Genomic DNA, 12,508 nt, shown 5'->3' with positions numbered 1-12,508 from the left:
TTGGCGACTTTTGTTGCAATTATGTCACCTCGGCAACCTTGCTCTAGCCTGGAACCGGGAAAATGGCAAATCAAAGCAGAAAATATATCATACTGTAAAAACAGATGATTTTAGAAATCCCCTGAGTCGCAGCCGCAAAATTCTTGTAGGTGATTCTCGATTATAAGAATTGAAACAAAATCGACGTGGTATTTTCTGGTCATAGCATCGGAGAGTCATGGCATATCTATCTATGATTACGAGAAATTTTGAGCATGGTCTTCGCTGGCACGCCTCTTGTTATTCCATGGGCAACTCCGCAATTTTGTTAAACGGCACCAGTCCCGCCCGCGGGCCGCCGCGGCAGAAAGGGTGAAGGCATGACCATGTTTCAGGAACGGACCACGCAGCTCGACAGCATCAAGAAAACCATCCGCGACCACGATATCCAGTTCATCCGGTTCGAGCAGGCCGATCTTTACGGCGTCTCCCGCAGCAAGACCGTGCCCCTCAACAGCTTCATGGACTATGTGGACAATGGCCTGAACTTCTATGGCGGCCTGCTGGGGTTGGACATTCAGTCCATGGTCCCCTCGGGCACGGGCTATGCCGAGGAAGTGGCCTTTGCCGACCACTGCACCGTGCCGGATCTCTCCACCTTCACGGTGTTGCCCTGGGCTCCCAACACGGCCAACATCATCGTGGACCCCTACTGGTACGACGGCACGCCGGCCATGGCCTCGCCCCGGCTGCTGCTCAAGAAGCTCCTCCAGGCCTATGACGACCTGGGCTACATCTGCCGCCTGGGCTACGAGTTCGAATTCTACGTGCTCAACAAGGAAACCCGTGAGCCGGCCTACGGCGGCCAGCCCATCTTCGTCACCCTCAAGAACAATTTTGACATGGCCTACACCTACGACCTGATGCGCAAGATGGAGCAGGCCGGGGTGCGGATCATCACCCAGAACTCCGAGCACGGGCCGGGGCAGCAGGAAATCAACCTCTATTACAAGGACGGCCTGCCCGCCGCGGACACGGCCATGCTCTTCAAGATGGGGGCCAAGGAAATCTCTCTCCAGCACGGCTACCTGGCCACCTGGATGACCAAGCCCTTCATCAACTCCAGCGGCTCGGGCTCGCACTTTCACGTCAGCCTCATCGACAAGAAGACCGGGTTGAACGTGTTCAATGATCCCGACGGCGCTTGTGGCCTGACCGATCTGGCCCGCCGGTTCCTGGCCGGCCTGCTCAAGCACGCCCGGGCCAATACCGTGTTCACCGCGCCGACCATCAATTGCTACAAACGCTACCGCATCAACTCCTTTGCCCCGCACAGTGCCACCTGGGGCATGGAGAATCGCACCGTGGGTATCCGGCTGAAGGGATGCCGCGGCCAGAGCACGCACTTTGAAAACCGCCTGGCCTGCGCCGGGGCCAACCCCTATCTCATGGCCGTGAGCACCCTGGCCGCCGGGCTGGAAGGGCTGCAGTCCGACCCGCCCCTGCCGGACCCGATCCTGGACATTGCCTACACCCGCGACGACGTGCCCGTGCTGCCCCACAGCCTGGAAGAAGCTATCCAGGAATTCGAGCAGGATACGGCCTTGCATGCGGTGCTTGATCCTGAATTCGTCAAGCTGGTGCTGGCCGTCAAGAAGTTCGAAGTGGAAACAGCCAAGGCCCAGTTTCCGGACTACGGTACTCCATCCTTCAACAACCGTGTGGATCCCTGGGAATGGGATTACTACATGGAACTGATCTAGGCGGGGCGGTGCATGGCAGCAAACATTTCCCTTATGCCTCACGTCCTGGAACTTTCCGGCACGCCTTACGAACGCGGACGTATTCATGGAGAAACCTGCCGCGGTCTGATTCATGAGTTCGTGGAGTCGGTCATTCAGGTCCATCAGGCCAACAACAGTCTGCTCAAGGCCGAACACAGCCAGCTGACAGGGTATTGCCTGCGCAATGTGGGCTTTTTGCAGAAGTGGTGCCCCGAGCTTGTGGAAGAGATGCAGGGCATTGCCGATGGCGCGGGCTTGCCCTTTGCGGATATCCTGTATCTCAATGCCTTCCTGGAGCTGGAAGACCTGCGCGCGCCCGGCTTGGGCGGCAAGGCCCTGCCCGATGCCCTCTGGGGCTGCACCACCTACAACGTGACCGCCGCTGCCGCTGCTGGCGGGCAGGCCCTGCTCGGCCAGACCTACGACATGGAGCGCTACTACGAAAAGTTCGTGGTGCTGCTGCGCATTCAACCCGATTCCGACGCAGCTCCTGGCGCAACTCCTGCCCCGGCCCAGCTGGTGGTGACCTTTGCCGGCATCCTCGGACTGAACGGCGTCAACTCTGCCGGGGTAGCCGCAGTCATCAACAAGGTCGTGGCCACGGACGCCCGGCCCGGCGTGCTCTATCCCTGCATCATGCGCCGCGCCCTGGCCGCCCGGCGCATTGGCGATGCCCTGGGCGCGGTGGTCTTCTCCCCCCGGGCCACGGGCATGAACTACCAGCTGGCCGGCATGGGCGTGGCCTTTTGCGCCGAAGTCTCGGCTTCGGCCTATGAGCTCTTGGAGATTGACGGCTCCATCGCCCACACCAACCATTACCTCAGCCAGCACATGCGCCGCTTTGAGACGGCCAACTGGCTCAGCCACGGCGGGTCCATGGTCCGCCGGCAGGTGGCTCAGGATTTCCTGAACCGGCACCGCGGCGCGCTGACCCCGGATCTGCTCAAGGAACTGAGCCGCAATCACGTCAATCACCCGCGCTGCATCTGCGCCCATGGCTTTGAGGGCGAGGCCGACATCACGGCTTTTCACACGGTCTTCGCCGTGGTCATGGATCCGGCGGCCGGCTGGCTGGATCTCTGCGTCGGCAACCCCTGCCAGGGCGAGTATCAGCGCTACCAACTCTAGCACCCCAGGCCATCCCAGTGATGGTCAGAACGTTTTTCAACGCCACAACAGTCCCGCCCGTCCGCAACCGATACAACGAGACAGTGCAAGAGGTGCAGCATGCAGTCCAACAGAGCGCAGATTGAATCCCTGTGTGCCGAATTCGATGCCGGAGGCATGGATCGGCGCAGCTTTCTGAAAAAGATGGCCGTGCTTGGCGTGGCCGCCGCCGTGGCCAACAGCGTGAGCCTCTCCTCCCTGGGCGCCAGCAAGGCCTTTGCCCAGATTGTCGGCGCCGAGGAACGCGCCTGGGAACTGGCCAAGGCCGCCGCGGCCAAGGCGACCAAGAAGACCCTGACCCTGCTCATCCCCACCGGCTCCATCGGCAACATGACGCCCTATGTGGACAAATGGAAGAACGAGCTGGGCATCACCCTGGAATTCATCGAAGAACCAGATGAGGTGGTGCACACCAAGGGCATGCAGGAAGCCGTGGCCAAGACCGGTCGCTACGACGTCATGATGCCCACGGCCATGAGCTACCCGGACTGGATCGACTCCGGCGTCATCTACGACCTGACCGACTGGACCGAAAAACACCAGCCCGACCTGTTCCACAAGGAATGGGGCGTGGTCTTCCCCGCCAGCCACCACGCCCAGCTGTACAACGGCCGCGTGGCCGGTCTGCTCAACGACGGCGACCAGATCACGCTGCTCTGCCGCGACGACTACCTGAAGAATCCCGACAAGCAGAAGGCCTTTGCCGACAAGTACGGCTACCCCCTGGCCGTGCCCTCCACCTGGGGCGAGTATTACAATCTCGCTGAATTCATGCATGATCCCGACAACAAGTTCTACGGCAGCCTGGAATACCGCTCGCCGTATTACGTCAAGTGGATGTTCATGCAGCGCCTCGTCTCCAAGGGCCGGCTGTACTTTGATGGCGACATGAACCCGACCTTCAATTCCGACGAAGGCGTGGCCGCCCTGGAAGACATGCTGAAGATGAACAAGTTCCTCCATCCGGACGCCTTCAGCTTCACCTGGTCCTCCAACTACAACGCCTTTGGCCGTGGCGAAGGCTTCATGAACATCGTCTGGCCCTCGGGCTTCAAGTATTCCAAGGCCCCCTCCACCGGCCCGGCCACCACCGGCAAGATCGCCGCCACGGTCATGCCCGCGGATATCCTCAAGGATGGCACCAAGCTGTACGCCGGCCTCTTCTGCTGGGGCTATGGCTACGCCGTCTCCAGGTACTCCGCCAACCCAGAACTGGCCTACGCCTACGCCCAGTGGATGACCTCCCCCACCATCGGCGCGGACGCCATCCCCTACCTCGGCGGCTACTCGGACCCCTACCGCATCAACCACATGCTCAAGCCCACCCAGCGGCTCATCGACACCTACTCGCCCGAATACCTGCAGACTCTGTACGACAATATGGTCAACACCGTGCCGGACTTCTGCATTCCCGGTGGCTTCGAATACCAGGACGCCCTGGACAAGCAGGTTCATGCCTGCATGACCGGCGACAAAAAGCCCAAGGAAGCCCTGGACGACGCCGCCAAGGCCTTCGAACGCATCACCCGCCGCATCGGCAAGGACAAGGTCAAGAAGTCCTGGCTGGCCCTGGCCAAGAACCTGGCCGAGCCCATCCGCAAGGCCAGCGGCGCGGACAAGTGGAGCTAGGGACGTAAGAAACGGCAATCGGGGGAACCTCTTTCTGGAGAAAGGGGTTCCCCCTGCCGAACATGGCCCCCTCCCCAAAGACTTTTGACGGGGGGACACATTGGGCCGTACTGGGCGACATCGAAAAACAGGGCAGGAGTTGCATGTGGCTGAGAATACAATACAGGTGACAGGCGGTACCCCAGGGCCGCGCCCAGGCGGCCTGAGCCGGGGAGCGGTGGTCAGGCTGCTGACCCTGCCGGGGACCATCGTCTCCATGGCAGTGCTGGTGACGCCGTTGCTGGTGGCCCTGTACATGAGCTTTACGGACTGGTCGCCCACGCGCAGCTCCTTTTTTGATGCCAGCTTCGTGGGCCTGGACAACTACAGCGAACTCATCGTCTACGACACGCGCTTCGTGTACGCCGTGCTGCGAACCCTGTGCATCTCGGCCGTGTGCCTGGGGCTGGAGTTCTCCCTGGGGCTGGCCCTGGCCGTGCTGTTTTTGCGGGAGTTCCGGGGCAAGTCCCTGCTGTTTTCCGCGTTTTTGTCGCCTATGATGATCCTGCCTGTGGTGGTGGGCTACACCTTCTGGATGCTCTTTCAGTCCAATGGCCCCATCAATCAGATTATTGAACTTCTTTTCGGCGCGGGGTCGAGCCCGGAATGGTTCCGCAACGCGCCCCTGGCCGTGCTGGCGGTCATCATCACCGAGGTCTGGCACTGGACGCCGCTCTTTTTCCTCATCCTGCTGTCCGGCCTGAACGCCGTGCCCGAGAACCCGGTGCGCGCGGCGGTCATCCTGGGGGCGTCTCCCCGGCAGGTTTTCTGGCGGGTGGTCATGCCCATGCTCAAACCGGTCATCGTGGTGGCCTTCGTCATCCGGACCATGGAAATCATCAAGTTGTTCGATGAAGTGTACATGCTCACCCGCGGCGGCCCGGGCTCGGCCACGGAAACCATCAGCCTGTATATCTACAAGCTGGCCTTCAACGATTTTCAGCTGGCCTATGGCGCAGCGGCGGCCTTTCTGGTGCTCCTGGGCTGCCTGGTGCTCATTCATCTGCTGCTGGCCCCGGTGCGCGACCAGCTCTTGAAAGGGGGACGCTGATGCAGGGCAAGAAACTCTCCCCGCTGCTGGCCCTGGTCATGGGCGCGGCCCTGGCGCTGACACTCTTTCCGGTCTTCTGGATCGTCATGACGGCCATCAAGCCGCCTACGGACTGGAACGCCTCGCCGGCCATCTGGATCCCGGCCGAGCCCACCCACGTGAATTTCCTGACCCTGTTCGACCCCGAAGCCCTGCGGGCCTACGGCGTGGGCGGGGTCAGCCAGCCGGCCACCAAGGCCGTCTGGGGGTCGGTGCGGGCTTCCATCATCGCCACGGTGCTCTCCGTGGGCATTGGGCTGCTCTCAGCCATCGGCATCACCCGGTATGGCAATGGCAGCAAGGCCACGCCGCTGATCATCCTCTCCGGCCGCATGTTCCCGCCGGCGGCCATTGCCGTGCCCTTTGTGATCATTTTTTCCAATGTGGGGCTGACGGACAGCTATACGGGATTGATTGCCATTTACGCCGCAGCCACGCTGCCTTTTTCCACCTGGATGCTCAAAAGCTTTGTGGAGGATCTGCCGCGGGAAGTGGAAGAGGCGGCCATGATTGACGGCCGCTCCCGGCTTATGGCCCACCTGACCGTGACCATCCCGCTTATCAAGGGCGGGATCTTTTCCACCACCCTGTTCATCTTCATTCTCAACTGGTCGGAATTCATGTTCTCCCTGGTGCTTTCCTACACGGAGATCAGCACCATCCCCGTGCAGCTGGCCCGCTATGTCACGGCCACGGCCGGAACGCTCTACGGCGTGCAGGCCGCCCTGGCCGTGCTGGCCATGGTGCCGCTGATGCTCTTTGGCTATTTGATTCAGTCCCATCTGGCCCGGGGCATGACCTTTGGAGCGATCAAGCAATGAGCAAGCCCAAACTGGAACTGGTGGCCCTCAAAAAGGAATATGAGGGCGGCGATGTCCCGGCCGTGGACGGCATCGATCTGGCCGTGGCCCCCGGGGAGACGCTGGCCCTACTTGGCCCCTCGGGCTGCGGCAAGTCCACCACCCTGAACATGATTGTGGGCCTGGAGGAACCGTCCTCGGGCGATATCCAGATCGATGGCCGCTCCATCGTCGGCGTGCCGGCCGGCAAGCGCAATGTGGGCATGGTCTTTCAGGATTATGCGGTGTTCACCTCCATGACCGTGCGCAAGAATCTGGCCTTTGGCCTGGAGATCCGCAAACAATCCAAGAGTGAGATCGACAAGACCGTGCGGGAGGTGGCCGAGCTGCTGGACATGACCGACAAGCTCGACGCCCCGGTGCGGGACATGGGCGGCTCCGAGCTGCAGCGCGTGGCCATCGGCCGCACCCTGGCCACCCGGCCGGCCCTGCTGCTCCTGGACGAGCCCCTCTCCAACCTGGAATATGCCGCCCGCCTGGCCATGCGCCGGGAACTCCGGCGCCTGCAGCAGGAAATCGGCCTGACCATCATTTATGTGACGCATGACCAGATCGAGGCCCTGTCCCTGGCGGACCGCATCGCCGTCATGCGCGCGGGCAGGATTCTGCAGGTGGAAAAAACCACCACCATTTACGACACGCCGGACCATCTCTTTGTGGCCGGGTTTTTGGGCTCGCCGCCCATGAATCTGCTGCGCGGGGATCTGCTGCGGCAGGGCGGGGGATTGCGCTTTGCGCTTGGGCACTTCGAGCTGGACCTGCCCGCGCCGGTGCCGGAGGTGCGCCTGCCGCGCAGCATCACCCTGGGTCTCAGGCCGGAAACGCTGCAGGTAGTCGATGCGGCTGCCATGACGAGCCAGCCCGGGCAGGACCGGATCACCCTGGCTGGCAGGGTGCAGCTGGCCGAGCCGCGCGGGCCGGAGGTGGTGCTCACGGTGGGGGTGGCCGGTGTGACCGTGAAGGCCATCGTCCCTTCCCAGGGCCGGCCCGAGGAGGGCGCGCCGGTGACGCTGGCCTTTGATCCCGCCTCCCTGGTCTTCTTCAGCAACGATACCAGCCACCGCATGGAGCTGTTCTGACATGTCCGCATTGACCGATTCCCCGTCCGGCGCCTGCCAGTGCCCGCCCGTGCTTGCCCTGGACGGCGTGCACAAATCCTTCCGCAGCGTGCAGGCTCTGGCCGATGTGAGCCTGCACGTGCCCGAGGGCTCCTTCACCGTGCTTCTGGGCCCGGCCGGCGCGGGCAAGACCACCACCTTGCGCCTCATCGCCGGCCTGGACCAGCCCGACGCCGGCCGCGTGCTCCTGGCCGGGCGGGACATGCAGGGCTGGGAACCCAAGGACCGGGATGTGGCCATGATCTTCGACAATCTGGCCCTGTACCCGAACAAGACCGGCTACCAGAACATGGCCAGCCCCTTGAAGATTCGCGGGGAGAAGTCCGAGAGTATCAGGGAAAAGGTCGAAGCCCTGGCCAAGACGCTGAAGGTGCTACACATCCTGGATCGTCTGCCCAAGACCATGAGCGGCGGGGAGCGCCAGCGCATTGCCCTGGGCCGGGCGTTGATCCGCACGCCGCGGCTGTTTCTGCTGGATGAGCCGCTCTCCAGCCTGGACGCCATGCTGCGCATCGAGCTGCGGGCCGAGTTGCGGCGGCTGCAGCGCCACGGCGGAGCGACCTTCCTGATGGCCACCCCGGATTATACCGAGGCCCTGGCCATTGCGGATACCGTGGCCCTGTTGCGCCAGGGCCGGGTAGTGCAGACTGCCCCCCCGCAGGTGCTGTACGACCTGCCCGTGGACAAGGAGGCCGCGCAGTTCGTGGGCGCGCCGCAGATCAACTGCCTGCCGGCGCGGTATCTGCCGCAGTCTGCCGTGGTGGAGGTTGCCGGCGGGGTCATCCCGGCGCCCCGGTGTTTCCGGGATGCTTTTGGCAAGGCCCAGGTGGACTTTGAGCTGGGCCTGCGGCCGGAAGCCGCCACGCCGGCGGACCCCGAAACCGCGCCCATCCGCGGCGAGGTGGCGGACGTGGAACCCCTGGGGCTCAAGTCCGTGCTCACCGTGCGCAACGGGACAGCCGAGCTGCGGCTGCTGGTGGAAACGGCGCTGCTGGCCCGCCGTGGCCTGGCTGTGGGCAGCGTGACGGGTGTGGCCCTGCTGCACCCGGAAGGACTGCTGGCTTTTGACGCACACACGGGGCTGCGCCTTGCGCCCGCGAACGCCTAGGGGACAGGGGCAGAGGCGCCGGGCATGATCAATCTCTTTGTTACCTATCGTTGCAATCTCGCCTGCCCATACTGCTTTGCCCGCCCCCTGGCGGCGCAGCATCCCGAACACATGAGCGCCCAGGCGTTCGGAGCGTTTCTGGACTGGGCCAGCCGGGCCGGGGTGCCGGCCGTGGCTTTTCTGGGCGGGGAGCCTACCCTGCATCCTCGCCTGGCGGAGATGATCGAGGCCACCACCGACGCCGGCATCGCCGCCGTGCTCTTCAGCAATGGGCTGCTTTCCCGCGAGCAGGCCCGCCGGCTCATCCCCCGCCTTGTCCCGCGGGTGTCCAACTTTGTGATCAATTACAATGATCCGGCCGGCTATTCCCGCAGCCAGCAGCAGGCCCTGCATGAATCCCTGGCCGAATTGCAGGATGTGGGGGCGCGGATTACCTTTTCCAAGAATTTTTCCCCTCAGCAGTGCGACTGGGAGTATCTGCTGGAAGGTATCGAGCGGTATGGCGTCACGGCCGTGCGCTACGACATCTCCCGTCCCGCGGCCGGCGGGAGTAACGAATTCTGCCGGCCCGAAGCTGCCAGGGCTTTGCTGCGGGAGGTGGTGGCTTTTGTCCGGGCCTGCGAGGCCCGGGGTGTGCGCACGGGGCTTGATTGCAGCGTCCGTCTGTGCGACCTGGACCCCGAGGACCGGCGCTATCTGGAACAGGTCTCCATGAAGTTCAGGGGCATCTGCCACCCGTCCATGGACGTGCATCCGGATTTGTCCGCCTCCTACTGCCTGCCCATGCAGGATGTGCAGGTGCCGGACGTGACCGCCTTTCCCGATGCCCCGGCCCTCATGCGCCACTTTGCCCAGGCCGTGCGCCCCCTACGCACCGGCCAGGCCCCGACGGGTTGCGCGGGGTGCCAGGAATTCATGCGGCGCTGCCAGGGCGGTTGTCTGGCCCTGCTGCGGGCCACGACTGAAGGCGGGGCGGCCAACAGCCCGGAGGAGTGATTTGCATGCGCACACACATCGTCACCACCAGCTGCACCAGAGACTGCCCCAATACCTGCGGACTGCTGGCCACCGTGGAGGAGGGCCGTCTCGTGCGCCTGAGCGGGGACCCGGCCCACCCGCTGACCAGGGGCAAGGCCTGCCACAAGACCTCGCGGTACGTCAGCCGGGTCTACAGTCCCGAGCGGGTCACCCGGCCCATGCTCCGGCGTGGGGACCGCTGGGAGCTCGTCAGCTGGGACACGGCCCTGGATCTCATCGCCGAACGCCTGCGCCGATACCGCGACGAGTCCGGCCATGAATCCATCCTGTATTATCAGGGTTTTGGCGAGCGCACGGCCCTGAAGCTGCTCAACAGATATTTTTTCAATCTCTTTGGTGGAGTGACCTTTCTGCGCGGCACGCTCTGCGGCGGCACGGGCCAGGCCTCCCAGAATCTGGACTATGGCGAGCGTGTGTCCCATGATCCGCTGGATCATTACCACAGCGCCTCCATGATCCTCTGGGCCCGCAACCCCGTGAGCACGAACATCAGCCTCATGCCCATCGCCCGGGAGATCATGGGCCGTGGCGGTCGGGTGATCCTCATCGACCCCGCGCCCACCAGGACCGCCGCCGCCGTCACCCGGCACATCGCCCCCCGGCCCGGCGCCGACGCCTTCCTGGCCCTGGCCCTGGCCCGGCGCATCCTGGACGCCGGGCTGGAGGATCGGACGTTTCTGGAGCAGCATGCCGAGGGCCTGGAGGGGTACCTGCAGCTGGTGCGCCGCTGGAGCGTGGAGGAACTCTGCGCCCGGGCCGGCGTCAGTGTGGCCGAGGCCGATTATCTGGCCGAAACCCTCATGACCCAGAAACCCACGTCCATCCTCCTTGGCTGGGGCCTGCACCGTCACGAGCAGGCCCATCTGGCCATCCGGGCCATCGACGCCCTGGGCGCGGTGAGCGGCAACATCGGCGTGGCTGGCGGTGGCGTCAGCCAGGGCTTTGAGGAATACGGCCCCTACGATCCCTTCTACTGGGGCGACTCCATCCGCCCCCCGCGCCGGACCCTGCTCATGCCCAGGGTGGGCGAGGAGATCCTCGCCGCCACAAATCCACCGGTGCGCATGATTTACGTCACCGCGGCCAATCCCGTCTGCACCGCGCCACGTTCGGACAAGGTGGCCGAGGCCTTCCGCACGACGGAATTCGTGGTCTATTCCGGGCACTTTCTGGACGACACCGCCGCCCTGGCCCATGTGTTCCTCCCGGCCACAACCTTTCTGGAAGAAGAAGATGTCACCGCCAGTTATGGGCACAATTACGTCGGTCCCGTCACCCCGGCCATCGCGCCCGTGGGGCAGTGCAAATCAGAATTCCGCATGTTTTACGAGTTGGCCAAACGCTTTGATTTTGCAGATCAATTTTGCCGCAGTGAGCGCGACTGGCTGGAGACGATCTGCACCCCCATCACCGGCCAGGGCTGTTCCCTGGAGCAGCTCCGGCAGGGGGCCTTCCGCCTGAACGCGCCCATGGTGCCCTTTGCCGATGGCGTCTTTCCCACACCCTCGGGCCGGTTCCGGCTCATTGAGGAAATGGATCCCGCGCTCCTGCCGCCGCAAGCCCCAGTGGATCCAGACTATCCCCTGCGTCTGCTGACCATCGCCCCGCACCGCCACATCTGCTCCGAGCGGACCATGGCTGACCACGAGCCCCTGCCCGAGGTCCAATGCAGCGCCGAGGTGGCCGCCGCCCGCGGTCTGGGAAATGGCCAGCCCGTGCTGGTCACAAGCCCCTTCGGCGCGGCCCGGGCCAGACTGCGGATTGTCCCTGGCATGCGTTCCGATATCCTGGTGGCCGAGCGCGGCGGCTGGATCCGGGCCGGGCACGACCTGAACCGGCTCATCAAAGATATGGTCAGCCGGGTGGGCAATGGCACGCCATATTACGAAGCCACGGTTGATCTGCGCCCCGCGCCCGGCTCTGCCAGCAAGGGCGGCAGCACGGGCCGGAACATCCTCATTGTCCAGCATGGGCCGCACTCCCTGGGCGGGGTGATGCTGACCCATCTGGAGCAGCAGGGCTGCCGGCTGCACAAGGTCCGGACCTTCGAAGGCGAGCCCCTGCCCGAAACGCCGGAGGGCTTTGACGCCATGGTCGCCTTTGGCGGCCCGCAGCATGCCTGGGACGACGCCGACTGCCCGCATTTTCAGCCCCTGATGCGGCTGATGCGGGAGTTCGACGCCCAGGCCCGGCCCGTAATGGGCGTGTGCCTGGGCGCCCAGCTGCTGGCCCGGGCCCATGGCGCGCGCTGCTACACCATGGACAGCCTGGAATTCGGCTTCCTCCAGCATGCCGTGACGCCAGCCGGGGAGGGCGATCCCCTGGTCGGGCAAGGGCTGACTCTGCCACGGCTCATGGAGTTCCATCAGGACTCCTTTGACCTCCCGCCCGGCGGCGAGCTGCTGATCCGGGGGGAGGGGTGCGTCAATCAGGCCTTCCGCGTCGGCAAGGTTTCCTACGGCTTTCAGTTCCATCTGGAGGTGGACGCCGTGACCGTGGCCGCCTGGGCCGCCGTGCTCCGCGAGGGCCGGGAGGGGACCTATGCGCGGTATAAAAATGTGTTTGATGCCGCCTACTTTGACACCCTGGCCGCGGAATTGCCGGCCTTGGCCGATGCCAGCGAGCGGTTCTGCAAGGAACTCGTCGCCCGCTGGCTGGCCCTGCTCCCCGGGCGGACGGCCTGATCGCGGTTTGGT

General features: G+C 64.1%; 9 protein-coding genes. All 9 read left to right on the top strand.

Going from position 1 to position 12,508, the window contains the following annotated elements; all coding sequences use genetic code 11:
• Positions 1-359 precede the first annotated feature (359 nt).
• The 9 genes from ACYQ00_RS05180 to ACYQ00_RS05140 all read left to right on the top strand — a co-directional run bounded on the left by ACYQ00_RS05180 (position 360) and on the right by ACYQ00_RS05140 (position 12,496).
• Positions 360-1,742 (top strand): glutamine synthetase family protein, encoded by a 1,383-nt coding sequence (locus tag ACYQ00_RS05180; protein WP_460031099.1) that lies wholly within the window; start codon positions 360-362, stop codon positions 1,740-1,742.
• Positions 1,743-1,754: 12 nt separating this feature from the next.
• Entirely contained in the window at positions 1,755-2,891 is a 1,137-nt protein-coding gene (locus tag ACYQ00_RS05175) for a C45 family autoproteolytic acyltransferase/hydrolase (RefSeq protein ID WP_460031098.1), read from the top strand.
• A gap of 99 nt (positions 2,892-2,990) precedes the next feature.
• The gene (locus ACYQ00_RS05170) at positions 2,991-4,559 is read left to right on the top strand and encodes an extracellular solute-binding protein (protein ID WP_460031097.1); all 1,569 of its coding nucleotides are present in this window, start codon (positions 2,991-2,993) and stop codon (positions 4,557-4,559) included.
• A 145-nt stretch (positions 4,560-4,704) separates the two neighbouring features.
• A complete protein-coding gene (locus tag ACYQ00_RS05165) occupies positions 4,705-5,649 on the top strand; it encodes a carbohydrate ABC transporter permease (RefSeq protein ID WP_460031096.1) in 945 nt (314 codons plus the stop codon).
• Entirely contained in the window at positions 5,649-6,509 is an 861-nt protein-coding gene (locus ACYQ00_RS05160; RefSeq protein ID WP_460031095.1) for a carbohydrate ABC transporter permease, read from the top strand. The genes ACYQ00_RS05165 and ACYQ00_RS05160 overlap by 1 nt, the downstream gene beginning before the upstream one ends.
• On the top strand, positions 6,506-7,627 hold the full coding sequence (locus tag ACYQ00_RS05155) for an ABC transporter ATP-binding protein (protein ID WP_460031094.1): 1,122 nt from the start codon (positions 6,506-6,508) through the stop codon (positions 7,625-7,627). Before ACYQ00_RS05160 ends, ACYQ00_RS05155 begins: the two co-directional genes overlap by 4 nt.
• A gap of 1 nt (position 7,628) precedes the next feature.
• Entirely contained in the window at positions 7,629-8,774 is a 1,146-nt protein-coding gene (locus ACYQ00_RS05150) for an ABC transporter ATP-binding protein (RefSeq protein WP_460031093.1), read from the top strand.
• Positions 8,775-8,798: 24 nt separating this feature from the next.
• Positions 8,799-9,770: a radical SAM protein gene (locus ACYQ00_RS05145; RefSeq protein WP_460031092.1), complete on the top strand. Its 972-nt coding sequence runs from the start codon at positions 8,799-8,801 to the stop codon at positions 9,768-9,770.
• Between the two features lie 5 nt (positions 9,771-9,775).
• Positions 9,776-12,496, top strand: a complete 2,721-nt coding sequence (locus ACYQ00_RS05140; protein WP_460031091.1) for a molybdopterin-dependent oxidoreductase — start codon at positions 9,776-9,778, stop codon at positions 12,494-12,496.
• Positions 12,497-12,508: the final 12 nt, after the last annotated feature.

Source organism: Megalodesulfovibrio paquesii, assembly GCF_054653055.1.
Note: the sequence above shows the minus strand (reverse complement) of the source record. Positions and strands in the feature narration are given on the sequence as shown.

Coding starts and splice junctions, on each gene's coding strand:
- ACYQ00_RS05180 (WP_460031099.1), top strand. CDS start 360: ATGACCATGTTTCAGGAACGGACCACGCAGCTCGACAGCATCAAGAAA.
- ACYQ00_RS05175 (WP_460031098.1), top strand. CDS start 1,755: ATGGCAGCAAACATTTCCCTTATGCCTCACGTCCTGGAACTTTCCGGC.
- ACYQ00_RS05170 (WP_460031097.1), top strand. CDS start 2,991: ATGCAGTCCAACAGAGCGCAGATTGAATCCCTGTGTGCCGAATTCGAT.
- ACYQ00_RS05160 (WP_460031095.1), top strand. CDS start 5,649: ATGCAGGGCAAGAAACTCTCCCCGCTGCTGGCCCTGGTCATGGGCGCG.
- ACYQ00_RS05155 (WP_460031094.1), top strand. CDS start 6,506: ATGAGCAAGCCCAAACTGGAACTGGTGGCCCTCAAAAAGGAATATGAG.
- ACYQ00_RS05150 (WP_460031093.1), top strand. CDS start 7,629: ATGTCCGCATTGACCGATTCCCCGTCCGGCGCCTGCCAGTGCCCGCCC.
- ACYQ00_RS05145 (WP_460031092.1), top strand. CDS start 8,799: ATGATCAATCTCTTTGTTACCTATCGTTGCAATCTCGCCTGCCCATAC.
- ACYQ00_RS05140 (WP_460031091.1), top strand. CDS start 9,776: ATGCGCACACACATCGTCACCACCAGCTGCACCAGAGACTGCCCCAAT.